This is a genomic window from Winogradskyella sp. HaHa_3_26 (genome assembly GCF_019278425.1).
GTDB lineage: Bacteria > Bacteroidota > Bacteroidia > Flavobacteriales > Flavobacteriaceae > Winogradskyella > Winogradskyella undariae.
The window spans coordinates 3,942,473-3,968,741 of record NZ_CP058981.1; the positions used below are offsets into that span (position 1 = coordinate 3,942,473).

At 31.2% G+C, this 26,269-nt stretch carries 16 protein-coding genes; 10 read left to right on the forward strand and 6 right to left on the reverse strand.

Features of this window, described 5'->3' with window-relative positions; genetic code table 11:
* The first annotated feature begins 127 nt into the window (after positions 1-127).
* Together H0I32_RS17185 and H0I32_RS17190 are read left to right on the forward strand one after the other, a co-directional pair.
* Entirely contained in the window at positions 128-7,963 is a 7,836-nt protein-coding gene (locus H0I32_RS17185) for a T9SS-dependent choice-of-anchor J family protein (RefSeq protein ID WP_179313251.1), read from the forward strand.
* Between the two features lie 238 nt (positions 7,964-8,201).
* On the forward strand, positions 8,202-11,990 hold the full coding sequence (locus H0I32_RS17190) for a T9SS type A sorting domain-containing protein (RefSeq protein WP_179313250.1): 3,789 nt from the start codon (positions 8,202-8,204) through the stop codon (positions 11,988-11,990).
* A gap of 121 nt (positions 11,991-12,111) precedes the next feature.
* Here H0I32_RS17190 and H0I32_RS17195 read toward each other — a convergent pair whose 3' ends face one another.
* The gene (locus H0I32_RS17195; RefSeq protein WP_179313249.1) at positions 12,112-12,369 is read right to left on the reverse strand and encodes a hypothetical protein; all 258 of its coding nucleotides are present in this window, start codon (positions 12,367-12,369) and stop codon (positions 12,112-12,114) included.
* Positions 12,370-12,749: 380 nt separating this feature from the next.
* Between H0I32_RS17195 and H0I32_RS17200 the strand changes: the two genes are divergently transcribed.
* From H0I32_RS17200 to H0I32_RS17220, 5 genes are all read left to right on the forward strand, one after another.
* Entirely contained in the window at positions 12,750-14,288 is a 1,539-nt protein-coding gene (locus tag H0I32_RS17200) for a YifB family Mg chelatase-like AAA ATPase (protein ID WP_179313248.1), read from the forward strand.
* Between the two features lie 91 nt (positions 14,289-14,379).
* Positions 14,380-15,495 (forward strand): DUF2891 domain-containing protein, encoded by a 1,116-nt coding sequence (locus H0I32_RS17205; protein WP_179313247.1) that lies wholly within the window; start codon positions 14,380-14,382, stop codon positions 15,493-15,495.
* Positions 15,496-15,984: 489 nt separating this feature from the next.
* Positions 15,985-16,494 carry a hypothetical protein gene (locus H0I32_RS17210; RefSeq protein WP_179313246.1) on the forward strand — a complete coding sequence of 170 codons (510 nt, stop codon included), beginning with the start codon at positions 15,985-15,987 and terminating at the stop codon, positions 16,492-16,494.
* Positions 16,495-16,506: 12 nt separating this feature from the next.
* Complete coding sequence (locus H0I32_RS17215) at positions 16,507-17,211, forward strand: hypothetical protein (RefSeq protein ID WP_179313245.1); 705 nt, start codon at positions 16,507-16,509, stop codon at positions 17,209-17,211.
* Positions 17,190-17,993, forward strand: a complete 804-nt coding sequence (locus H0I32_RS17220) for a sensor histidine kinase (protein WP_246293587.1) — start codon at positions 17,190-17,192, stop codon at positions 17,991-17,993. The genes H0I32_RS17215 and H0I32_RS17220 overlap by 22 nt, the downstream gene beginning before the upstream one ends.
* Here H0I32_RS17220 and H0I32_RS17225 read toward each other — a convergent pair.
* The 3 genes from H0I32_RS17225 to panB all read right to left on the reverse strand — a co-directional run bounded on the left by H0I32_RS17225 (position 17,990) and on the right by panB (position 19,992).
* The gene (locus H0I32_RS17225; protein WP_179313244.1) at positions 17,990-18,688 is read right to left on the reverse strand and encodes an RluA family pseudouridine synthase; all 699 of its coding nucleotides are present in this window, start codon (positions 18,686-18,688) and stop codon (positions 17,990-17,992) included. The two genes, H0I32_RS17220 and H0I32_RS17225, sit on opposite strands and share 4 nt — an antisense overlap.
* Before the next feature lie 31 nt (positions 18,689-18,719).
* Positions 18,720-19,070, reverse strand: a complete 351-nt coding sequence (locus H0I32_RS17230; protein ID WP_173588834.1) for a four helix bundle protein — start codon at positions 19,068-19,070, stop codon at positions 18,720-18,722.
* A 103-nt stretch (positions 19,071-19,173) separates the two neighbouring features.
* Positions 19,174-19,992, reverse strand: a complete 819-nt coding sequence (panB, locus tag H0I32_RS17235) for a 3-methyl-2-oxobutanoate hydroxymethyltransferase (protein ID WP_179313310.1) — start codon at positions 19,990-19,992, stop codon at positions 19,174-19,176.
* A gap of 183 nt (positions 19,993-20,175) precedes the next feature.
* Here panB and H0I32_RS17240 point away from each other — a divergent pair, with 183 nt between their 5' ends.
* From H0I32_RS17240 to H0I32_RS17250, 3 genes are all read left to right on the forward strand, one after another.
* The gene (locus H0I32_RS17240) at positions 20,176-20,442 is read left to right on the forward strand and encodes a hypothetical protein (RefSeq protein WP_179313243.1); all 267 of its coding nucleotides are present in this window, start codon (positions 20,176-20,178) and stop codon (positions 20,440-20,442) included.
* A gap of 76 nt (positions 20,443-20,518) precedes the next feature.
* On the forward strand, positions 20,519-21,370 hold the full coding sequence (locus H0I32_RS17245) for a GLPGLI family protein (RefSeq protein WP_179313242.1): 852 nt from the start codon (positions 20,519-20,521) through the stop codon (positions 21,368-21,370).
* Entirely contained in the window at positions 21,345-24,032 is a 2,688-nt protein-coding gene (locus H0I32_RS17250) for a hypothetical protein (RefSeq protein ID WP_179313241.1), read from the forward strand. Before H0I32_RS17245 ends, H0I32_RS17250 begins: the two co-directional genes overlap by 26 nt.
* Positions 24,033-24,119: 87 nt before the next feature.
* Here H0I32_RS17250 and H0I32_RS17255 read toward each other — a convergent pair whose 3' ends face one another.
* Positions 24,120-25,544 (reverse strand): L-serine ammonia-lyase, encoded by a 1,425-nt coding sequence (locus H0I32_RS17255; RefSeq protein ID WP_179313240.1) that lies wholly within the window; start codon positions 25,542-25,544, stop codon positions 24,120-24,122.
* A gap of 120 nt (positions 25,545-25,664) precedes the next feature.
* On the reverse strand, positions 25,665-26,183 hold the full coding sequence (locus H0I32_RS17260; protein WP_179313239.1) for a hypothetical protein: 519 nt from the start codon (positions 26,181-26,183) through the stop codon (positions 25,665-25,667).
* Positions 26,184-26,269 lie beyond the last annotated feature (86 nt).

A 26,269-nucleotide genomic window follows, 5' to 3' on the forward strand; every position in this document is an offset into this window, starting at 1 on the left:
TCATTCAAAATAGAATACTAATCATAATACATGACATGTATAAAGAGCATTATCAAAAATTATAAATCTGAGAATTCTAGAATTACCGCCTAGTTAATTGAACTTACCCTTTTTAAACCAGCCCCAAATGAATCTTCTTAAACTATCTACTACAATACTTTTATGTATTTTAGTTACACAATTATCTTTTTCTCAGGATGTAAATATCACTGATGTAAATTTTAAAACCGCTCTATTGACTCACAATCCTATTATTGATACCAATGGAGATGGTGAAATTCAGGTTACAGAAGCAGAAGCTTACACGGGAAGTTTAAATTTAAGTTTGTTAGATATTTCTGATCTTACAGGAATAGAGTATTTTGTTTCTATTACAGAATTGCACTGTAATAATAATGGGTTAACATCAATTGATTTATCCAATAATATAAATTTACAAATTATTAATCTTGCCGCTAATGATTTGAGTGTTCTAGATATCTCTCAGAATATCAATCTACAAGAGTTAGCTTGTAATGGTAGTAATCTTACAGAGCTCTACACAAACACAAATTTAAATCTTGAAATTTTAAATCTTTCAGCAAATTCAATTTACGATTTAGATTTGTCTGCTAACACAGCACTGAAAGACCTCAAATTAAATTTTAATCCTATCGTAAATCTCGATATTAGTGCTAATATTAACTTAGAAGCATTTAGTGCAACGTATTGCTATAGTTTAGAAAATGTAGATTTTTCAAATAACAATTTATTAGAACAAATTTCTTTATGGCATTCTAATCAAAATGAGATTAATGTGTCTAATATGCCTAATTTAAGTAGTTTATATCTGCGTAATTTAAATTTAACGAGTTTAGATGTTTCAAACAATCCTAACTTATATAATTTATATGTCACTGATAATAATATTTCAGAGCTAGATGTCAGTTTTAATAGCAGTTTAGCGTATTTATCACTTGATGGACTATATGTGTCAACAGTAGATGTTTCTAACAACCCTAATTTAGAGTGGTTAGATCTTAGTGGGTTTTTGTTAGAAACTGTCAATGCTAAAAATGGAAATAATACAATTTTTACTTATTTCAATATAGATAATGCCTCCTCTTTAAGTAGTATTTGTGTAGATGATGTTGCTTATGCCACTTCAAATTTTACAATACCATATAATAGTTATTTTACAGAAATATGTAGTCCGGAAGATTGTAGTGCTGTAGCAGTTAATTATACACAAGGTTTTGAAACAACAACACAACCTAATATAGATGGATGTTGGAGAAAATATCCACATACAATATCTAATTATTACTATGTAAAAACTATTGGAGCAGCTTATTCTGGTGCTAATTCTGTTGGTATGCGCGTGGCATCTAACGACGATGCTTTACTAATTACTCCAGAATTATCAAATTTTGACAGTTATAAACGCGTATCATTTTGGTTATACTCACCAGAAGTAACGTCTCTAAATGTTGGGACAATTTTAGATCCTGACTATATTACAACCTTTGAACCTTACAGGAATATTTCATTTAGTGATGGAGGCGGGAATCAATGGAGGGAAATTCATGTTGATTTTGCAAATTATACAGGCGATGCAAATCATGTGGCTTTTAAGTTAAGTGGTTCTTATACTATTGCTTATATAGATGATTTTATTTATGAAGATTCACCAAATTGTATAACTCCTATAGATGTTGAAACTATAACGTATGCTACAGAAGCGTCAATAGATTGGACAAGTTTGGGTAGTGCTACAAGTTGGGATATTGAATATGGTCTAGAAGATTTTACGCTTGGTACAGGTGTATTAGTGAATGCAACTTCAAAACCATTTATACTAGAGGGCTTAGAGAGTGATACTGAATATGATTTCTACATACGATCTAATTGTGGTGGAAGTGAAACCAGTGATTGGTCTCATTCAAATAAATTCACAACCGCATGTCCTGCAATTGTTGCAGATTATTCTTATGATTTTGAAGATGGATACGGTGGAGAATTTTATAGTTGTTGGGAAGCTTTAGGTAGTGGTTTTATTACACAAGATGGTAATACGACGGCATCAACAGGTGCTATTAAAATTTCAAATTACAATGAAGGAGCTGTTGTTACCCCTGAATTATTTGAGCTAAATAGTTCTAAGCGTATAAAATTTTGGTTAAAAAATGAAGAAGGGGATTCTGACCTTATCGTTGGAACACTTGCGGTTCAAAATGATTTGTCAACGTTTACACCATATCAAACGATTTCTTCTTCAAATATGGAAGAAGGAATATGGGAACAAATCATTATAAATTTTGAAAATTACACTGGTAATGATCGTTTTGTGGCATTTAATCAAGTACAAATAGATAATTATGCAGATTTCTTTATAGATGAATTTGTATACCAAAACACGCCAGATTGTTTAGAACCCCAGAACTTCCATGTCACAGCACTATCAGATAGTTCAGCAGATTTACTTTGGACAAACACAAATGGCGTAACCGATTGGGAAATACAATACGGTGCACTTAATTTTGAATTGGGTTCTGGTACTATAATCAGTGGAATAGGAGATAGTACTACGATAAATAACCTTTACCCAGATTCATCTTACGATATTTATATCCGATCAAATTGTGGCGGAGGTAGTTATAGCGATTGGTTTAAGCTTCAGAATATACATACTATTTGTGGTCCGTTTTCGGGATCTTATACTCAGAATTTTGATGATATTGAGTTTGCTAATTGTTGGTCGAGATTACCTGGTGTAGATCCAGAGGTATACAATACAAATATTGTAGATGTGTCTTATTCATATCCACTTGGAGGTAGTGGAAATACCATTAAATTTAATGATTACCAGCAAAATGGGGAGCTCTTTTTAGTGTCACCAGAATTTAGTGATTTAAGTAATGGCAGTAAGCGTATAAAGTTTTGGCTACATCCTAGGTATAATAATGCAAACATGGTGGTTGGTACAATGACCGACCCAACTGATACAAATACGTTCACAGTTAAAGAAACAATAGCCTATGAGGATATGATTTATAGGGACTGGAAACAGTTTACAATCAACTTCGATGATTATTCAGGGTCGGATACCTATATCGCATTCAATATGCAAATTGAAGAAAATCCAATAGGAGGGACGTCAATTATTTACTTAGATCGTTTTGAGTATTCAGATATTCCAACCTGTCAAACACCAACCGATTTTTCAAATACCTCAATTTCAAATGGTGAAATTGAATTGTCTTGGAACGTTAACAATAATGCCTCACAATGGGAAATTCTATATGGTGAAGAAGGCTTTTGGTTTGATGATGGTACGGTTATTCAGGCAGATTCTAATCCTTTTAGTGTTTCAGGTTTACCAACGGAAATCGTATACGATTTTTACGTCAGAGCTGTTTGTGATGCTAACAATAGTAGCGACTGGTCAGAAAAAATTACGGTAGATATTGGGTGTGGACAATCGTATGCTGCAGGTTATACGTATGATTTTAATAGCTCTACATTAGATGTCTGTTGGATGGCTTATGAATATTCGTCTAACAGTTACACGACTAGTTTTGAGATGGTTATCGATAATAATTTTGGTGACGATGGTTATTCGGCATATATGGAAGATACCAGTTCGTATTCCAGTTATGGTGTTATGATGGTGTCACCATTACTTACCGATTTGTCTAACGATAAAAAAATTGAATTTTACATCAGTAATTACGATGGAGGATTAAAAGTAGGAACAATCACGGATCCAGAAGATTATTCAACTTTTGAAACTTTAGAAACTATTGATGGAAGTGTAGAAGGCAATGCTTGGGAAAAGTACACCGTATTCTTAAATAATTATAATGGAACGGATAAATATATAGCCTTTAAATATCAAAGAGCGAGCTCTAATAATGGCAGCCAAGTGGTTATTGATGATTTTTCCTATCTACAATCAGTGTTGTGTGAAGTGCCTTCGGATTTAACTTTAGAGCAAGTATATGATAATAGTGTAAACTTAAGTTGGGGTGTTGGCGAATCTGATATAGAATGGGAGCTTGAGTTTGAGAAGCTTGATACCTATAATTCTGAAGAAACGGTTATAGTTACCTCAAATAATTTCACCCTCGATAATTTACTAGAAGGTACTGAATACGGCATAAAAGTTAGAGCTAAATGTGATGAAGACGGATTGTATTCAGATTGGTCAGAAGTCATCACGTTTTTTACAACGTGTATGCCAGTTGAAGCCTATTACTTTGAGTCTTTTGAATTTGAAGATGCATTGAGTCCGTGTTGGACCAAAATAGTAGAGACTGAGAATACTTTTATAAATATTAATGCCGTTGAGGATTTTACGGTTAACTATAATGGAGTGGGCAGGACAGTATATCCACATACCGGTAATCAGTTTATTAAATTTTCTAATAGTTTTGATAATGCAGGAGGCGGAGCCGATAATCTAATGTTGGTTTCGAGAGAAATTTTAGATATTGATAATGAAAAAAGAATCCGACTTCAGTTAATTTCTCGTCAAGGGTCTTCAGGTTCAGATTACAATAGGTCTAGCTTACATATCGGTACAATGTCCGATCCCAATGATAGTAGCACCTTTAGTTTGGTGCAAACCATTACACCAGAAGAAATGAATGAGTATAAAAGCTATGAAGAAGATGTGGTGGCATGGAAAGAGCATACCATTTATTTCAATAATTATACGGGTACTGATCATTATATTGCCATTAAGCATGGTGACGAATTTGTTGGAAGTGAATTTTTCGTAGATGATTTTACCTATGAAAGTATTCCAGAATGTACAGAACCGCTTTATCCAATAGTGTTAAATGAGCGTTATGATGCTGTAGACGTAAGTTGGGAGTCTTACGAAAATTCTAACCCTACATCATGGGAGATTGAATATGGGTTTTCAGGTTTTGAAATTGGAACAGGAACCGTTATGACGGCAAATGATAGTTCTTTTACTACGATTTCTAATCTAGTGGAAGATACAGACTATGACTATTATATAAGAGCAAATTGTGGATCAGGTTATAGTGATTGGTCAGTTAAGCAAGTGTTTACAACAAAATGTGCAGGATTCGAGGTCGGCTACCAAGAAGGTTTCGAAAATCATCCAACTGGCTTTTTAGAGCATTGTTGGACAGGGTTATTGCCACAAGTTGGATCGTCTTATTGGGATCAAATAGGGCAGATAAGAGTGTATAATAATAGTGCTTATAATACGCCAGATGCTCATACTGGTGAGCAAGCAATTTGGTTTATGAATGAAACAAACCATCCATTGCACGATGAGGTTTCAGAACAAAGCATTTTGGTATCACCTAGGCTCATAGATTTAGATAACTATAAAAGAGTGTCCTTTTGGATGTATCCAATTTCTAGCGTGTATGCCTCACCAACCGAGATTGTTATTGGTACCATGACAGATCCAGATGATTATACCACATTTACACCATATTTTACAATTACAAATGCTGCTGAAAATGAAGATACTTGGACACAATATGAGGTAGATTTATCTAATTATTATTTAGAAGATGAGTATATAGGAATAAGACAAGCAAGTATAAATGAGCGTCAAGTAATTCTTTTTGATGATTTTGAGTATTCTGAAAATTCATGCATTATACCAACAGATTTAGAAGCGACACAAAGTGATTCTGGTGAAATAACGCTGACATGGCAAGATAATAATACACAACAAGCCCCTCAAAATTGGGAAATTGAATATGGACCTATAGATTTTAATATCGGTGAAGGTACAGTGGTGCAAGCCAATTCAAACCCGTTTGTTTTAGATGGTTTAAATACGTTTTCTAATTATGAATATCGCGTGAGAGCATATTGTAATGTCGAGAGTGGTTATAGCGATTGGAGTGTGCCTTATGCTTTTACTATAACTTGTGTAGAATCTGCACCTTTTTATGAGGATTTTGATAGTTATAATGCATATTATCAAAATTCAAATAGTGGTATTCCAAATTTCTGCTGGACAAGAAACGATCGTTCGGTTTCAGGGATTTACAATTCAGAAGGACTTGTGGTTAGCCCTAGTTCATCACCAAATGTAGGTTTTGTTAATTATTATGGTTCAGATACTTCACCTTTAGCAGGTGTTTTAATTTCTCCATTTCTATCCGATTTAGATGCAAATAAAATTCTTAAGATTTGGGTGAGAAATGAATCTACGGGCTCTACTTATAATCAATCCGGAATCATAATCGGTACCATGACAAATCCTTTAGACAGTGAAACATTTATACCATTTAAAACCATTTGGGCAGAAGAGATTCCATTATTCGGGAAAGAGTTTTTAATCGATTTTGCGACATATACAGGGGATGCGCATCATATTGCTATTATGCATAATGAAGAAAATGATTATTCTAGAGTAATGTTTGATGATATAGAGTATAAAGAAAGACCAATGTGTTTAGAACCTATAAATGTCGATTTCTTATCGGTTTCAGATACAAGTGTAACGATCTCTTGGGAGAATTTAGGGTCAGGTGAAGCTTTTGATGTAGAATATGGTATACAAGGATTCACACAAGGAACCGGAACAATAGTTAGCTCAACAATCAGCCAAATAGAGATTAGTGGTTTGGATATTGAAACAACTTATGAGTTTTATGTCAGAACAAATTGTGGTTCATCAGGAAATAGTGAGTGGGTTGGTCCAATTAATGCCACCACAGCTTGTAATGTAGAATCTGTACCATGGGTAGAGAACTTTGATACTATGGATGCTTATGGTCAAGGAATATTACCAGACTGTTTTCAGAATGATGATGTTTGGGTGTCTAGTAATACTAATTTAAGTGCTTATCAAGTTGGAGATGGAGATACAGATTATCTCTACGCTATTTTTGATGAATATGGTATTGAGGCTTACATGATAACACCAATGTTTAATTTACAAGCTGGTACAACATATACATTGTCATTTAAAATGAGAAAAGAGGCTGGAGATTATAGCTCACAAAGTGTTAAAATATGGACAGGTCAAGGAAACACAACAGATGCTTTAGATAATTATATTAATTATTTTTCAGAATATAGTTATGGGTTCTATAATTATTACACCATAGAAACGACGTTTACACCAATCGTAAATGGTGATTATTCATTTTTATTAGATTTTGGGTATTCTTCTATCGTTCATACCATTTCAGTTGATTCCTTTAGTTTAGAAGGGGAGTATGAAGAGCGCGTTGAGGTGCCAAGTGGTTCTGCTGTAAGTTATGATTTTGATAGTGGATATCTTGAAGGTTTAATTTTAGAAGAAACTGAAAATACCCAATGTAGAATTACGAATGATAGCGGAGCAGATGTTATTATGATGAGAGGTGGTTCAGATAACACAGCCTGGTATAATACAGGAAATGCAGATCTAAATTGGTTAGAAAATCAAAACTTTATCTCTAAAGTGAATTTTGAAATTGATGCCACAAACGTTTCAGAATTATTTATGAATTTCGATTTAAGACAAACATTTTTAAATTCTAATACTGAATCCGTGTTTAGAGTTGTGGTTAATGGTAGTGAACTTGTGAGTTTTAATGCGGATAATGCAAATGACTACGAAAATGTTGAAGTAGATCTTTCGTCTTATGCAGGCAACACTTTAAGAGTGTCTTTACAGCAACTTGGTAAAAATAGTGATGATAAAGCTTATTTAGATAATCTTACGTTTGGTGAGGAAAGTACGCTTAGCGCTAATGATTATTTGTTTTCTGAATTTTCATTCCGTCCAAACCCAGTAAATGATCAGTTATTTTTGACTAATTCTACAATAATAGATCAAATCTCTATAATAGATGTTACGGGAAGACTCTTGCAAACAGAAGTTATTAATAATGAAAATGCAACCATAGATATGTCATATTTACCATCAGCAATGTATTTTGTAGAGGTTAAGGTGGGTGAAGCAACAAGAACTATTAAAGTTTTAAAAGAATAGATTTTATTATTTACAATATGAAAACCTTTCAAAATTTAATTTTGAAAGGTTTTTTTATAGGATTAGTTTTCTGTAGAACGGGTTAAACAACATTCAAAATCTCTATTTAGAAAAGTAAAAGTATAGAGGATTTGTTGGTTCTATTGTTAAAGATGAATGTGTATTATAACGAGAAATATACTTAGGAGTTTACTATTAACTTCTTATAGTTTAGATTTGAATTCAACTTAACATAATTATGAATAGATATACACTATTATTAAGTCTTGCTCTTTTGTTTTTTAGTTTTAATATAAATGCGCAATGCCCAACAACTCAAGTAAATTTAAGTACTCAGGCAGATATAGAGGCGTTTATATTAAATTATCCTAATTGCTCTGATCTTCAATCTACTTTATCCATTCAAGGTTCAGGAGTTAGTGATATTACAGGTCTGTCTTTCATAAATTCTGTTCAGGGAAACGTGTTACTCTATTATTTAGACAATTTGTTATCGTTAGAAGGGTTGCAAAATATTACAACAATTAGCGGTAAGCTAGATATTAAATCTTTAAATGCGTCTACAGATTTTTCTTCTTTGTCAAATGTTACAACAGTTGGTGGTAATCTTTCAATAAATAATTGTGATTCATTAACAGATATGACATCTTTTTCTAGTATAACAGATGTTGGAGGTGATTTTGAATTAAAAGATAATTCAAGCCTTGTTCATCTCGATGATTTGAATGATGTAATTATAGTTGGTGGTTTATTCCTTATAGATAATAACGACGCTATGACATCTATAAATGCTTTTAATTTTATGTCAAATGTCATCGAAGATATAAGTATTAAAAATAATAACTCATTACTAAGTGTAAATGCATTTAATGCTGTGGCTGGAGTTCAGGGCAGTGTTTCAATAACTAATAACACTGGTTTAACTGAGTTTGTTGGTGCAAATAATTTGTTAAACATTTCTAGCAATCTTACCATTAGTGGAAATGCGATATTACAGTTAGATAATGCTTTTAATCAATTGTTATCTGTGTCGGGTAATGTATTAGTTTTATCTAATAATCAATTACAGGATATAGCAGGTTTTAATAGTTTAAGTGAAGTGCAAGGTGATTTTACTGTGGACAACAATGATTCGTTAACTGAAATCTCAGGATTTAATGTTTTAGATAATGTAGGTGGTAATTTTGTTATTGATGAAAATATAATGCTTGCACAAGCATCTGGTTTTTATCAGTTGCAAACTATTCAAGGTGATTTTGCGATAACTTACAATGATAATTTCCAAGATTTTTCGGGTTTTCAAAATTTAAGTTTAATCAATGGAGAATTTGAAGTAAGATATAATGATAGTCTTATAAATTTTAATGGGCTTAATAGTTTAACACAGATTAATGATGCTCTAAGAATAGGGAGTAATTTGAGTTTAGAAAACCTTGATGGTCTTGAGAACCTAACTTCATTAGGTGGATATTTAGGTATTTCTAATAATACTGTATTAACTAATGTTAATGCTTTAAATAATTTAGAAAGTATAGGAGGAGGTATTGGTATTGGTAGTTCTTACAATGATTCCGTGGATGTTATAACCAGTTTACCTTTTGATAGTTTAACCTTAGTTGATGGTAATATAAATATTAATAGTAATGAAGGATTAACAAGTTTATCTGGTTTTAATGCGCTTACACAAATAGGAGGGATTTTGATTATAGAAGTTAACTCTGCTTTGGAGGAAATTTCGGGTTTTAATGCCTTAACAAGTATTCAGGACACAGGTAGTAGTTATAGAAGTGTTGAAATACGTTATAATGCCAATCTTTCTTCTGTCTCTGGTTTTAATAGTCTATCAGAAATAAGTAATTCGCTAATAATTCTAACTAATGCCCAATTACAGAGTGTTACAGGTTTTCAAAATTTAGAAAGCATTAGTAATTATTTAAATATTAATGAGAATGATGTACTTACAGATATTACAGGATTTTCTAATTTAACCACCATTACGGGTGATTTAAGATTAGGTGTTTATGATAACTCTGGGTATAATTCCATTGGTAACCCAATGTTAGCCAGTTTAGAAGGATTAGAAGGGTTAGAGGTTGTTACAGGTAATTTAAGTATTAGAGAGAATCATGGATTAATTAGTATTGATCATTTAACTAGTTTAACTAGTGTAGGTGGTGATATTGATATCGTTTTAAACTCTGTTCTTCAGGATGTTCAAGGTTTATCTTCTCTTGTTACTGTTGGTGGTGATATTGAAATTAGTACCAATTATAATTTAGCGTCACTTCAAGGTCTTAATGCTTTAACTACTGTAAGTGGTGATTTTAGGATTTATCATACGGCTTGTGATGATTTCTCTGGTTTAGAGAGTTTAACTAGTGTTGGCAATTATTTGGCTATTAGTAATAATGCTGTTACAACTTTAAATGGATTGGAAAACTTAGACCAAGTAGACCGTATTTCTTTAGGAGGCAATGATAATCTTGTAGATATTTCTAGTTTATCTAATATTGATTACTTAAATCTGACAGATCTTTATATTCAAGGTAATCCTCAATTATCGGCTTGTAATATAGCTAGTATTTGTAATTATTTGAGTTTAGATAATGTGTCTTCAAGTATTAATGTGTTTAATGGTGTTGGATGTCAAAATGAAGAACAAATTTTGAATCTGTGTGCTACAGATACGAATCAAATAAGTGGAATAATAACTTATGACGATGATAGTGATGGCTGTGATGCTGGAGATGTAAACTTACAATCTATTCAGGTCAATGCAGAAAGTAGTGATAGTTTATTTGGAACCTTTACTGACCAAGACGGAGCGTATTTGCTATATGTTTCAGAAGGAGAGTTTACATTAAATGCTGAGGTGAATTCTGAAATGTTTTCAACTTCACCTTCGAATCAAATTTTTGAGTTTAATAATTTGGGAAATCAAATAGAACAAAACTTATGTATAGCACCTATAGCGCTATTAAATAACCTTTCTGTTGCTATATACCCATCATTTGACGACCCAAGACCAGGTTTTAACACCAAGTACCAATTAGTTTACAACAACATTGGCTCAACACAATTAAGTGGTTCTGTATCGTTTGAGTTTAATAATTCAAAATTAAATTTTCTTAGCGCAAGTGAAACTATAGCATCACAAACAACAAACACATTAACATTCGATTTTACAGACCTAAATCCTTTTGAAACAAGAACCATAGATTTAGAGTTCAACGTTTTTGCTCCACCAACCACAAACATAGATGATGTGCTTGAAGCGATAGCAGTCATAAACCCAGTTTCAGGAGACGAAACAGAAGAAGATAATGTGTTCACTTTAGAGCAAACCGTTATAGGATCTTACGATCCAAACGACATTACAGTTTTAGAAGGAGAAGAAATTACGATTGAAGAATCAGATAAATATTTACATTATTTAATTCGTTTTCAAAATACAGGTACAGCAAGCGCTATTAATGTAAGAGTAGATAATGTTTTAGATAATAAATTAGATTGGACAACTATGCAGTTAGAAAGTTTAAGTCATTCTGGTCGCGTAGATATATCTAACGAAACAGATGTGAGTTTTATATTTGATAATATTAACTTAGCAGATAGCACTAATGATGAACCTAATTCTCATGGCTATATTGCTTATAAAATAAAGCCAATAAATAGTGTTGAGATTGGAGACGTTATCAGTGGAACTGCAGATATATTTTTCGATTTTAATCCTGCAATAATAACAAATACAGTAAATACAGAAATTGTAGAATCTTTAAGTGTTAATGAGTATAATGCTCAATCTATTCTTTTGTTTCCTAATCCTGCTAACAATAAATTAGAAATTAAATCTAATCAAATTATTGATAGATTATCTATTGTTGATGTTAATGGTAGAGTGTTGAGTGATATTAATATTTTAAATATAGATTATAGCTTAGATGTTACAACTTTAGTTAAAGGTGTTTATTTCTTGGAAATACAATCTGGCGAATCAAAATCAATCAAAAAATTTATTAAGAATTAAGATGTGATGTAGTGTGTGTGTAGTGATACTTATTAGAGTGTAAAAAGCTCATTTATAAAAAATAAAAAACCTTTCAAGATTCAGTTTTGAAAGGTTTTTCTGTTTTCCTCAGTTTGTAAAATTAATTACATTCTACTCTATAGACTTCTCTTGCTTCAATACCTACAAGAGGTACTGAATAATTAGTCTCTTCTTGGCAATCAACTGACTCTCGTTCAGTTTCTGTGTAATTGAGCAACCAGGTTCCTGTGTTCTCCTGTTGGTACTTAGCTTCAATGTAAGTGACTCGTTCACATCCACAGACTTCTTCATCTAAATCAGACTCAGTTGAGCATCCTAAAAAGAGTGCAAAACCTGATGTAATACAGATAGTTAACATTGTTTTTAATTTTTTTTTCATCGTTCAGTAAATTTGGGATTACAAAAGTATATGATATTTAATATTTTCCTATGAAACGTATTAAAAATTCGATGAAATACATAAAATAGTTTGTTTATGAGTGTTTTTTCTTACACTTAATGTTGATAACTCTGCTTTTTAAACAATTTATTTTTATTTTTTAATTATTTCATCTGAAAATAACACCTAATTTTATGATTTCTAAGGGAGTTAGGAGAGAAATAATGATGATTTTGATGCTTAATTTGAAAAATTGAATAAAAAAAACTTCAATAGAATAAATTAGTGCTTTCTAATTTAAATTTTGAAAAGCTTTTTTATTTCATTGATTTTCTTAATTTTAATAAAATGAGTCGTTTATGCTTAAAAAAGTTTTTGCAAGTGCTGTTTTTGGAGTAGAGGCTTCTACAATAACAGTTGAGGTTAATATTGATAAAGGAGTTGGTTATCATTTAGTAGGACTTCCAGATAATGCGATTAAAGAAAGTAATTATCGTATTGCGGCTGCGTTTCAGAATAATGGTTACCGAATTCCGGGTAAAAAGATCACCATTAATATGGCACCTGCTGATTTGCGTAAAGAAGGTTCTGCTTACGATTTAACCTTAGCTATCGGAATTTTAGCAGCATCTAATCAAATTAAGGCGGAAAACTTAGAGGATTACATCATTATGGGAGAACTATCCTTAGATGGAAGCTTACAGCCTTTCAAAGGTGCGCTGCCAATCGCGGTTAAGGCACGAGAGGAAGGATTTAAAGGAATTATATTACCAATTCAAAATTGCAAAGAAGCTGCTATAGTAGACAATATTAAAGTTTACGGTGTTGAGAATATCACTCAGGTGATTAATTACTTTGATAAAGGTGAGCCGCTAGAGCAAACTATAATTAACACACGAGAAGAGTTTTATAAAAATCTCGATTTTCCAGAATTTGATTTTGCAGATGTAAAAGGACAAGAATCTATAAAGCGCTGTATGGAAATTGCAGCAGCAGGAGGTCATAATATTATTTTAATTGGTCCGCCAGGTTCTGGTAAAACCATGCTAGCAAAACGATTGCCTAGTATTTTGCCACCAATGACTTTGCATGAAGCTTTAGAAACAACTAAAATACATTCGGTTGTTGGTCGTGTTAAGTCACATGCCGGATTAATGGCTCAGCGTCCTTTTAGAAGTCCCCATCACACGATATCAAATGTAGCGCTCGTCGGCGGCGGAAGTTACCCTCAACCTGGTGAAATATCATTATCGCATAACGGAGTTTTGTTTTTAGATGAATTGCCCGAATTTAAACGTGAAGTTTTAGAGGTAATGCGTCAGCCTTTAGAAGATCGAGAAGTGACGATCTCTAGAGCAAAGTTCACGGTAACTTATCCATCATCTTTTATGTTAGTAGCGAGTATGAATCCAAGCCCGAGTGGTTATTTTAATGATCCTGATGCACCTGTAACATCATCACCCGCAGAAATGCAACGTTATTTAGGAAAGGTTTCTGGTCCGCTTTTAGATCGGATTGATATTCATATTGAGGTGACTCCTGTACCATTTGAAAAATTAGCTGATGAAAGAAATGGAGAGTCTTCGGTAGATATCCGTAAGCGTGTCACCAAAGCTAGAGAAAACCAAACGGAGCGTTTTAAGGAATTAGAAAACATCCATTACAATGCGCAAATGAACACAAAGCAAATCCGAAAATATTGTAAATTGGACGAAGCTTCAATGTTACTTTTGAAATCTGCCATGGAACGCTTAAATTTATCCGCTAGAGCTTACGATAGAATCTTGAAGGTTTCTAGGACAATAGCAGATTTAGAAGGCTCTGAAAATGTTTTAGGAGCACACATTAGTGAAGCTATTCAATATCGTAGTTTAGATCGCGAAGGTTGGTTAGGTTAATTTTAAATAATAACACTTAATTAGTTGATTTTTAAAATTATAAGTAATTTTACTTAATTAAATAGTTTATGACAGTAATTAGAAAATATAAATGAAAAAACAATACATTTTAATAGCTATAGTGCTAGCGTTTAGTTGTGGAAATAATGAAAAAGAGCAGGTAGTAGTTAAGGAGAGTTTTGCAGAAGTTGAGGTTGTTGATACGCCAGTTTTAAACCTTGAGCAAGCTAACCGATTAGCGCAATTACCATTACATTGTATGGATATAGAATATCCAAATAAGCTGAATCAGACGATTGGTAATGCTTCCGATTTAAAAACACCTAAGGAATTACATCCTGCTTTTTACGGGTGTTTCGATTGGCATTCTGCGGTTCATGGGCATTGGAGTTTGGTTTCGCTTTTAAAACAATTTCCAGATTTAGAAAACAGAGCAGGAATCGAACAAAAATTACTTCAAAATATATCTAAAGAAAACATAGCGCAAGAGTTACTTTACTTTGATGGTGAATTTAATTCATCTTTTGAAAGAACTTACGGTTGGGCTTGGTTATTAAAATTAGCAGAAGAGTTACACACTTGGGATAATGAGGTAGGGCAGGAGTTGGAAGAGAATCTTCAGCCGTTAACAAATTTAATCGTAGCTAAATATTTAGAGTTTTTACCAAAGTTAAATTACCCAATTAGAGTTGGTGAGCATTCTAATACGGCATTCGGGTTAAGTTTTGCTTATGATTATGCTTTGGTAGTTGAAAATTCAGAATTACAAATCTTAATTGAGAATAGAGCAAAGGATTTTTATGATGATGATCAAGACTGTCCGATAGAATGGGAGCCAAGCGGTTTTGATTTTTTATCGCCTTGTTTAGAGGAAGCTGCATTGATGAAACGTGTGTTATCTAATGAGGATTTTAAGGTTTGGATAAGTGATTTTATTCCAGAACTAATTCAAACTGATTTTGATATTGCTGTTGGTGAAGTTTCTGATCGGTCGGATGGAAAATTAGTGCACCTCGATGGTGTAAACTTTTCAAGAGCTTGGAATCTTAATTACATTGCACAAGATTTACCAGAATACAAACATCTTCAAAATTTAGCCAATAAACATATCAATTATTCGCTGCCAAGCATCGTTGATGATAGTTACGAAGGTGGTCATTGGTTAGGGAGTTTCTCCATCTATGCTTTAAATTCTATAGAGAAATAGCACTTTTATTTCGCTATGTTTTTTTTGTGTATTATTGTAGATATTAGAAGTCAATTTTAAGTTCTACTTAAATACAGTTAGTATTAATCTTATTGTTTACATGGTTGTTGTAATGTATTGATAATTAAAATTTTAGTTAACCTCAATTGATTTTATTAATAGTGTGTTTTTCAACTGTGATTTGTGTATTTTGTTTTAATATTAGATCCTATTTTATAAACGAGTATAATCGTTTTAATTGTGAGATTTTCAATTTGTTTTTTTGTTTAAAGTTGAGGCGATTTATAGAGTTGACTTTTTAATGATTTGAATGTTTGATATTGATAATTTATATAAAAATGATATTAATTTTAAATTTAGAAATTGAAGTTACTTAACTTAAATAGGGATTAATAAATTAGTAAAGAGTGAATATAAAAGAGTGAATACATTTTTTTATAAAATTAAATTAATACTTTTCAGCGACTTTAAATTGAAACAAACATTCTTATGAAGAATATTGGATTACTTATTATAGGTTTTGTTGTTGGTGCTTTGGTTGTATTTCTATACAACAGCAACAATCATAAGACAGAAAAACACACTGCTAGTAAGCCACCATCAGGTGTTATTTCACCAGATGAAATTAAGATGCTTAGTCAAGAATATAATGAACGTTACAAAATTATTAACGATTCCTTGTTTAAAGATTCTAAAACAGGAGATAACAGATCATCTTGGTATAAAATAGAAGATATAGAAAATTATATAGCCTATGCAAAGCAGCAGGCCATAGAAAATGGAAATACATTAGATGGATTACGTTTGTATTTAGGTGCGCATCCAGATACCAATGAAGAAGAAGGTTTAACAACATTGTTTTTTGTGCCAACAGGTTATGAGAACACTTCAGAAAGTAGTATCTTCTCTTTAAAAGGCGGAAGTAAAGATTTAAAGGATAGTGATGGTTTAGATATGGGGTCTGAGGGTCATCCGCCATCCGCCAATTATCCTCAGTAAACGCCTTGTTTTATGCAAGAATTTTTTAAGGAATACTACGCTATTTTTAATTACTCTATTGGAACCATGGCAGCCGTAACAGGATTATTTTTTTTAAATAAATATAAATCTACCGCAGCTAAATATTTAATATACTTTTTGGTATATGCGCTTTTGGTAGATGTTATTGGTAGGTATCCTTCATATTTTAAAGATTTAGATAAGTTTGATTTAATTAAAGGTACATTAATAGAAGCAAATTATTGGTGGTATATAATTTTTTGGTTTGCAGGCTTATCTAGTTTTATTACATTGGTTAACTTTAAGGTTATTTACAACTTAGGTTATAAAAAAGCACTTAAATATTGTTACTATGTTTACATAGTTCAATTCGTTTTATATGGAATATTTAATTTTGAGTCGTTATTTAATCCTATGGAGGTATTCTTAAAAATATCGAGTATATGGATGATATTTGTCGCTGTTTTTCTATATCTTTTAGATATCTTACAGTCCTTTAGGATCACCTATTTTTATAAGTCTATATATTTTTATATTAATATTGCTATTTTAATTTGGACGTTAGTGACAGGTCCAATAATGTTTTACGAAGTTTATTTTTCGACAGCAGATTGGAATTTTGTAATACTAAAGTGGCAAATTTTTTTAAGTGTAAATTTTATTTTTTATTTAACCCTGTCTTTAGCCTTAATATATTGCAAAACGGAGATCAAATAGTAACTTCACAAGCAGAGCGCTACCTATTAGTTTACATGATCGGAGTGTTGGTAATAATTACTGCTTTAATAATTGTTTTCTTTGTCGTTTTTCAAAGGCGAAAAAATCAACTGCTTTTAGATAAAATTAAACAAAGACAAAAGTTTGATGACGAGCTTTTTAAAACGCAACAAGAAATTCAGGAACAAACTTTAAAACATATCGGTAGAGAATTACATGACAATATTGGGCAAATGCTTGTTATCTCTACGATGCAAATGAATGCAGTTTTAGCAGCTGTAAATAACGAAGCTAAGATTAAAGTTAAAAATGCAGCAGAAACTCTAAAAAGCACATTAGATGAAGTGAGAGCCTTGTCTAAATCTTTAAATAGTGACGTTATCTTTAATTTAGGTTTTGATACTACCTTAAAAAATGAAGTGGCGCGCTTAAATAAATCAGGGCTTATTAATTCTACGTTATCAATAACAGGTGATAAGGTAAATTTTGAGAATAAAAAAGATGAAATTATCTTATTTAGGATTCTTCAAGAATTTTTTTCAAATACATTGAAATATGCTGAAGCTGAGCATTTAAATATTAATTTGTCTTACCAAGATCAACTACTAAGAATAAAAATAGAGGATGATGGTATTGGTTATGACATTGAATCTGTAGCAAAAAGCTCTGGATTAATTAACATGAAAAGAAGAGCAGAACTATTAAGTGCTAAATATAACCTAGAATCTCAAAAGCATAAAGGCACGACACTTACGTTGGAATATCCATATAGAACAATTTAAATATAGCAAGCATTCCAAAGTGGATCATTCGGTAATGGAGCTGTAATGAATACCTCTTCTTTTTTTACAGGATGTACAAAACGCAAGGTTCTAGCATGTAAACTAATACTAGCATCTTTATTACTACGATCAAAGCCATATTTTAAATCTCCTTTTATTGAGCAACCTATTGAGGCTAATTGCACACGGATTTGGTGATGTCTTCCGGTTTCTAAATCAATTTCTAATAAAAAGAAATTATCAAGTTTTTGGATGACTTTGTAATGTAGAATTGCTTTTTTACTGCTTTCAACTTCTTTAATATATGCTGTAGATTTGTTGTTTTTTGGATTCTTTTTTAGCCAATGAATTAAGGTGTCGCTCGTTTTTGGCGGTTGTTCTTTAACTAAAGCCCAATAGGTCTTTTTCGCTGTTTTCTCCGCAAATAATTTATTAAGTCTAGGTAATGCTTTACTCGTTTTAGAAAACATTACAATACCTGTTGTAGGTCGGTCTAAACGGTGTACAACACCTAAATATACATTACCATCCTTATTATATTTATCTTTTAAATAAGATTTCACAACGTCGCTTAAAGGCTTGTCACCTGTTTTATCTCCTTGCACAATATCACCAGCTCGTTTGTTTACAATGATGATGTGGTTGTCTTCATGAAGAACTTGAAGATTATTTTTATTAGAAAGGATTTTAGACATATTAGATTTTTAGATTACTCGATTTTTAGATTTAATTCAGGGTAGATTTAAATTTTGAAGTCATTTTTATAATAGAATTTAGCTCAAGTAAAAGTTTATCTAGTTCTTCTTTTGAAATAAAATTTAAATCAGAAGCAATTAATAATTGTGTTTCAACTTCATACGCAGAACCTAAAGTAATTTGAAGAAATCTGGAAAAATCTTTATTTGAATTTCTCGATGATCCTTCTGCTATATTAGAAGGGATAGATACAGAGGCTCTTCTTAATTGATTGGTAAGACCGAATTTTTCAGATTCAGGAAATTTAGATGTTATACCATAAATAGAAGAACAAAATACTCTACTCTTTTTCCAAATTTCTAAGTCTTTAAAACGGTGCATAAAACTTTTTTTTGTTTTGAGAACTAGATATTTCAAATCATTAAATTTTTCAAGTTGTGATTAATCCAAGAATCTAGCAATCGAGTAATCTAACAATCTATAATTAGTATTGTTCATTATCATTAGGGAAATCTTCAGTTTTTACATCATCTGCATATTGAGAAATAGCCGTAGTCATTTCTTCATATAAATTTAAATAACGACGTAAAAAACGTGGCTGAAACTCATAAGTCATTCCTAACATGTCATGTAATACTAAAACTTGTCCGTCTACACCATTGCCAGCTCCGATACCGATAACAGGAATAGAAACACTTTCAGCTACTTCTTTAGCTAATGCAGCAGGGATTTTTTCTAATACAATAGCAAAACATCCTATTTTTTCTAGCATTAAAGCATCATGCTTTAATTGTTCAGCCTCTTGTTCTTCTTTTGCTCTAACTGTGTAAGTACCAAATTTGTATATAGATTGCGGTGTTAAACCTAAATGTCCCATTACCGGTATTCCAGCATGTAAAATACGCTTAATAGAGTCTTTTATTTCTTTACCACCTTCCATTTTAACAGCATGTCCTCCAGACTCTTTCATAATTCTAATAGCAGAGCGTAAAGCTTCTTTTGGATCACTTTGGTAACTACCAAAAGGTAAATCTACTACTACTAAACAACGATCAATAGCTCTAACAACAGATGACGCATGGTAAATCATTTGATCTAAAGTAATTGGTAAAGTCGTTTCGTGACCAGCCATAACATTACTTGCTGAGTCTCCAACTAAAATAACATCAATACCAGCTTCATCAACAATTTTTGCCATGGTGTAATCATAAGCGGTAAGCATAGATATTTTTTCACCTCTAGATTTCATATCTACAAGGCTTTTTACTGTAATTCTTTTGTATTCTTTTTTTGCTGTTGACATTGTGTTTTTATTAGTTTTTTGTAAAAGTAATAAAATAGTTAACTCAAGTCTATTTGCAGTAAAATTCATTTTATAAATTATTTTTTGGATTGTTAAAACTTTGTTAAATACATACGTTTATATTAGTTAGTTAGTTTTAAAGAACTATTTCGTCTTCTTTATTAACCATTTAAAATCTAAATTATGAAAAAAACTATTTTTGCGTTAATTTGCGCATTAGGAGTCTTGTCATTTTCTTCTTCCAAAAATATAAATAATGACATTTTTGAATACGATTGTGATCAAAGTTACACGATAGATGGAGGTTTAAACTGCCCATTTAATGGTACATATCATGGTTGGTGTAGTGAAGCTGAGTTTGAACAATATGCTGAATCTGTTTACGGTTCTGAAGGATGTGGAGGTAGTATACCCAAGGAAAAGGAGGTTGTTATATCTACAGAGCCTTAATAAATTTAATTAAAATAGCATAAATTTAAAAGACGAAATAGTTTAATTTTTAATACATTAAATAATCGTAACTATAATGAAGGGATTAACATTTTATTTCATTTTATTTTATTCATTTTGCTTCTCTCAAGAAACTATCAATTTAACTGAAGTATCTTATACTTTTGATGTTAATTTATCTAACTATACAGAAGGTATTCCATATAAATCTAGATTATACTATAATGATAGTACAAGCCTATTTATTTATAATAGAATAAATTTTGAAGGAACGGAAAAATTTTTTAAAAAAGTAGGAGATAGAAAAGGTAGAGTTAATGGGATACATTTATTAAGAAATTATGATGAAGAAGGTTACAAATTTCATTTAAATTTTAATACTAAAGAGTTAACCTCACGTGAGGTATTAATGGAAAAATATGAAGTAACCGTTAAGGAGAAGAATATTGAATTTAATTGGGTAATTACAGAAGAATCAAAAAAAATAGGAGAATATGTTTGTTACAAGGCAACTACACAAAATTTTAGAGGTCGTAATTATGAAGTTTGGTTTACTTATGATATACCAGTGCCCACGGGTCCATGGAAGTTTCACGGATTACCAGGATTAATTTTAGAAGTACATGATGATAAAAACATAATAAATATTACTTTCAATAACATAAAGCAAAATAATAAAACAAAGGCATATTATGCTATACCAACCTCTAAAGAAGTTTATAATTTAAAGGAATATCTTAAAGAACGTTTTAGATTATACTTAGCTTATGTAAATAATAAAAAAGCGATGACTGCAACTGGGCAAATGAGAAATAGTGATCCTATTGCTTATGTAAACATAGAATATAATGAAGAACAGATAAAACTATTAGATAAATACCAACAAATTGAATATCATATTTATGAGGAGTCACTTAAAAAAGATTGATGAGTTTGATATTGCATCTACAAGTCTTAAATTCTTTTTTTTCATAATAATTTCATTCAATATTTCTTATTCCCAAGAGTCAATTAAAATTTTTGGAGTTGTAAAAGATTCTATTTCTGAACCTTTAGATTTAATAACGGTAGTTTTATTAGATGAAAATAATAGGTATATCACTAATTTTAGAACTCAGAATGATGGAAAATATAACTTCGAAATTCCGGCTAAAAAGAATAGATACATTTTAAAATATAAATCCTTAGTTTATAAGACAGATGATGTCATCGTTAATATTATAAAAGGGTTAAATGAATACCAAATTGATGTTACTATGTATGCTGACATCACAGAGTTAGACGCTGTGGTCGTAAAATCTCAACAGCCTGTAAAAATAGAAAAGGATACTATTACATTTAAAGTTTCTAGCTTTTTAACAAAGCAGAATGAAGTGCTTGAAGATTTACTTAAAAACCTACCTGGTATTGAAGTAGATGCCAATGGAGTTATTAAAGTCAATAACCAAGAGATTTCTAAAGTGTTAATTGGTGGTGATGATGTGTTTGACAAGAATTATAAAATAGGAACAAAAAATATTGATGCTAGTGATATAGAGGAAGTAGAGATTATTTATAATTTTGATGAAAATTCTGTATTGCGGGCATTGACTGATTCTGAGCATATAGCACTTAACATATCAATTAAAAAAGAAAGACAAGGAGCTATTTATGGTAAAACTAATATTGGATATGGTAATGATAAAAATTATCTCGCCGATTTAACACTATTTAATCTAAATAATAATTTAAAAACATTTTTGATTAGCAAAACTAATACTACTGGTAGAAAAGCAATTGAGAATCTTAATGGCTCAATGTTCAATAGGTCTGGTAATAATTATTTTGAAGATTATCGAGATTTTTCTGAGAATGTAATTAATACTGATGTAATAGCCTCTTCTGGTGAGTTAAATGAATCTTATATTAACGATAATACCTCGTATTTTAATTCATTACATCTTCTCACAAAACCAAAAAAAAATATTCATGTTAGAAGTATATTTTATTTTCTAAGTGATAATGTTAAACGACAAAATGCTTTTACTACTTCCTACTCAGCGCCAACAAACTTTATTGTATTACAATCAAAATTTCATAGAGAGAAATCTCGTGAATTCAATGCTGAATTAAATATAAAGAACGCAAATGGAAGTAAATCGTATATAGAATACAATGGCATACTAAACAATTCTAAAAATAGAACAAATATAGATTTAACTATAGATAACAATAGTTATTATGAAAATTTAGATATTGAAGATTACTATTTATCTCAACAGCTCAACACCACTTTTAGAGTTAACGAAAAAAGAGCTTTAAGTTTAAATTTCTTTTATTTACAAAATAAAAACCCACAAAACTACTCTACTAGTAATCCTATTCTTGATGATCAGGGCATTATAAATCAATCTTATGAAAATCCAATTAGACATTATGGTTTTAACTCAAAATTAGTTGGTGAAACAAGTGAATGGAATTTAGGATTTTTAAATAAGGATGAAAAAATAATTAGTAAAACTTTAAATGATGGCTTTGAGTTACAATTTGAGGATTTTACTTTTTCTAATAACTTAACTAATACGAGTAAAGATCTTTTCGTTTATAGGCGGTATTTGTTTTCGTTAGGGAAGAAATATAATTTAGCTATAAATGCAAAAGGAGGTTATAATAGCGTAAAATATAAAAATAATATAGAAGGACTGAGTTTTGCAGAAACAAACAGTCAATTATATGTTGAGCCAGAGTTGAAATTATCTAAAGAAACAAAAAAATATGGGAAGTATAATATTTCTTATAAATTTTCTATAAAACAACCTGAAATAAGCGATATATATAATGGACTTTTATTAACTTCAAATAGAGGATTTACTAAGGGAATAAATAAATTATTTAACCTATATAAACATAGTTCAGGAATATCATACTCAATATCAGATTTCAGGAAAAACATATTTATTAATGCATCATTAAGTTATAATTACAACCAAAATACATTTGGTTATGAATATATAAACACTTCAGATTTTGATGTTTTAATTAAAACTAGAGCAAAAAATAATAACATGACAATTGCATCTTTTAAGGTAAATAGAAATATTAGTTCCATCAGATCAGGTTTTTTTTTAGAGTATGGAGGCCTCTATCGGCGAAGTTATGTAGAGATTACAGGTAATGAAGAAATAGCTTCAAATTATGTAAATAATATAAGTTTAAGATATGGTAGCTATTTCAAAAGTAAAATAAATTTAAAGTCAGGTTTTAAAGCACAGTTTTCCAATATAAAGACATCATTTATAAATAATAAAAATATACAATACACTAGTTTCCTTCAATTGTTTTACGAGATTAATGAAAATCTAATATTTTCCTTAGATACAAGGCAAATCTATCCTAGTAAATTTAATGAAATTGATAGGGTTTATAATTTTATTGATTTTGAGTTCAAATATTTAGCGATAAAGAATAAGTTAGATTTTAAACTAAGTGGTAAAAATCTAAGTAATATTGAAAATTTTCAGAATAGTTATGCTTCTATAGTTTCTAATACTGTCACTAATATTTTTTTAAATAAATCTTTTGTAATACTTTCAGCGTCTTATCGTTTTTAATAATTAAATATAAATTAAAAAGTATAGCTAAGAATCCTTTCATAAGAGGAAAAGCTTCTTTCCTTAGAGAAGGCTAGGATGGACTTATTAACAATCCGTCAAATGAACTCCAACTGCCAATCCTCCTTCAGAGGTTTCCTTGTATTTAGAACTCATATCCTTAGCTGTTTCCCACATTGTTGCAACTACTTTGTCTAATGGTACTTTTACGTTTTTAGGATCTGTGTCTAATGCTAATTCGGCAGCATTAATTGCTTTTATAGCGCCCATAGAATTTCTTTCAATGCAAGGAATTTGTACCAAACCACCAATAGGATCGCAGGTTAAGCCTAAATGATGCTCCATAGCAATTTCAGCAGCTATTAAAACCTGTTCTGGTGTTCCTCCAAGTAATTCACATAAAGCACCTGCAGCCATAGCTGAAGAGACTCCGATTTCTGCCTGACAACCTCCCATTGCAGCGCTAATTGTAGCCCCTTTTTTGAAGATACTACCAATTTCGCCTGCCACTAAAAGGAATTTTTTAATATGTTCAAAGTCGGCATCATGATTTTCAATAACTAAATAATACATTAATACAGCAGGAACCACACCTGCGCTTCCGTTGGTAGGTGCCGTAACAACACGACCAAGTGCAGCATTTACCTCATTGACTGATAACGCAAAACAACTTACCCACTTTAAAATCTGACGGAATTTAACTTCTGTTTTTCGGATCGTTTCTAACCATTCTTGTGGATTATTATAAGTATCCTCTCCAATTAATTTCTTATGCATATCAAAAGCACGACGTCTTACATTTAATCCGCCTGGTAAATTACCTTCGGTATGACAGCCTGTGTACATACATTCTAACATGGTATCCCAAATGCGTTTTAATTCAAAATCGATAGAACTTTCATCTCTAATGGATTTTTCATTTTCAAAGACAACACCAGAAATTGGTAATTGTAACTGTTCGCAATATTTTAAAAGTTCATTTCCTGTTGAAGTAGGATAAGGAAACGTACAATAGAAAATTATTTTATTAGCTTTAGATAGTTTTCGTTCTTCTTGTACAACAAATCCACCACCGATAGAGTAATAGGTAGATTTGTAATTACGGCCATTGATTCGCGCTGTAAATACCATGCCGTTAGAATGAAAGGGTAGAAATTTTCTGTTAAAGACAATATTGGTTTTAAAATCGAATGGAATGGCTTTTTCATTATTAAACATTAAAACATTGGTTGTTTTAACATCATTAATAATAGTATCAATATTTTCAATCGGCATACGTTCTGGATCCGCACCTGTTAAGCCTAAAATAACAGCGAAATCTGTAGCGTGTCCTTTTCCTGTTAAGGATAGAGAACCATAGAGGTCAATGGTAATGTTTTCAACTTTTTCAAAACGTTTTTTATCTTTTAATTCTTGAATCCAACGTTCGGCAGCTCGCCAAGGTCCTAAGGTGTGAGAACTTGATGGCCCTACACCAATTTTAAGCATGTCGAAAATTGAAATACACTCCATGAATAGAAACGGTTTTTATTTAACGCAAATATACATTTTGTTTAAATGAAGGACATAAAAAAACAGCTTTGGTTTTAACTCCGAAACTGTTTCTTGATTAGGTTTGTTTTATTAAGAAATTTATCGCTTTTGAAATTCCGTAATATTATAATGTGATATTACGGCATCTAAGTCGCTATAATCAACAGTACTGCTATTAGTTCCTCTACCAACATTGTCTGCAGGTACCACAACCACTCTAAAAATTTGATTTTGGGTCCAAACATCGTCTAACAGGCTTAGATTAGAACCTTCAATGAAAAAATCGACGTAAGTTTGTGTAAACTCGTAATTGTAGACTAAATCGTTTCCATCATCAAAAATTACAGTTTGTGGTACTAAGCGCCAAATATTTTCGCCATTTTCTGTTAGCCATAAAACGTAAACTAATGTAACATCCGTAGGCCAAACATCAAAACCGTAATACTCTCTAACTCGATAGTTATTTTCAAAATCAACACTAGGGTTAAAGTCAACATTTTCAATTTCAAAGGCAGAAGAAGCAATAATTGCTCCATCTAATCCATCTCTTCCGTCTTCTCCGCTGCAGGAGGTTAAAATAAAAGTAAGAATAAGTAATGAGGAGGTTATTTTTTTCATGATGTAGTATTTTTTTAGAAAAGTACTAAAATATAATTATTCTATATCAAAAGGTATCGTTTTTAACTAAAATAGGAATTTATAAT

What these genes read in the sequence shown, in the direction of transcription:
- H0I32_RS17185 (WP_179313251.1), top strand. Translation starts at nt 128, where the DNA reads ATGAATCTTCTTAAACTATCTACTACAATACTTTTATGTATTTTAGTT.
- H0I32_RS17190 (WP_179313250.1), top strand. Translation starts at nt 8,202, where the DNA reads ATGAATAGATATACACTATTATTAAGTCTTGCTCTTTTGTTTTTTAGT.
- H0I32_RS17195 (WP_179313249.1), bottom strand. Translation starts at nt 12,369, where the DNA reads ATGTTAACTATCTGTATTACATCAGGTTTTGCACTCTTTTTAGGATGC.
- H0I32_RS17200 (WP_179313248.1), top strand. Translation starts at nt 12,750, where the DNA reads ATGCTTAAAAAAGTTTTTGCAAGTGCTGTTTTTGGAGTAGAGGCTTCT.
- H0I32_RS17205 (WP_179313247.1), top strand. Translation starts at nt 14,380, where the DNA reads ATGAAAAAACAATACATTTTAATAGCTATAGTGCTAGCGTTTAGTTGT.
- H0I32_RS17210 (WP_179313246.1), top strand. Translation starts at nt 15,985, where the DNA reads ATGAAGAATATTGGATTACTTATTATAGGTTTTGTTGTTGGTGCTTTG.
- H0I32_RS17215 (WP_179313245.1), top strand. Translation starts at nt 16,507, where the DNA reads ATGCAAGAATTTTTTAAGGAATACTACGCTATTTTTAATTACTCTATT.
- H0I32_RS17225 (WP_179313244.1), bottom strand. Translation starts at nt 18,688, where the DNA reads ATGTCTAAAATCCTTTCTAATAAAAATAATCTTCAAGTTCTTCATGAA.
- H0I32_RS17230 (WP_173588834.1), bottom strand. Translation starts at nt 19,070, where the DNA reads ATGCACCGTTTTAAAGACTTAGAAATTTGGAAAAAGAGTAGAGTATTT.
- panB (WP_179313310.1), bottom strand. Translation starts at nt 19,992, where the DNA reads ATGTCAACAGCAAAAAAAGAATACAAAAGAATTACAGTAAAAAGCCTT.
- H0I32_RS17240 (WP_179313243.1), top strand. Translation starts at nt 20,176, where the DNA reads ATGAAAAAAACTATTTTTGCGTTAATTTGCGCATTAGGAGTCTTGTCA.
- H0I32_RS17245 (WP_179313242.1), top strand. Translation starts at nt 20,519, where the DNA reads ATGAAGGGATTAACATTTTATTTCATTTTATTTTATTCATTTTGCTTC.
- H0I32_RS17250 (WP_179313241.1), top strand. Translation starts at nt 21,345, where the DNA reads ATGAGGAGTCACTTAAAAAAGATTGATGAGTTTGATATTGCATCTACA.
- H0I32_RS17255 (WP_179313240.1), bottom strand. Translation starts at nt 25,544, where the DNA reads ATGGAGTGTATTTCAATTTTCGACATGCTTAAAATTGGTGTAGGGCCA.
- H0I32_RS17260 (WP_179313239.1), bottom strand. Translation starts at nt 26,183, where the DNA reads ATGAAAAAAATAACCTCCTCATTACTTATTCTTACTTTTATTTTAACC.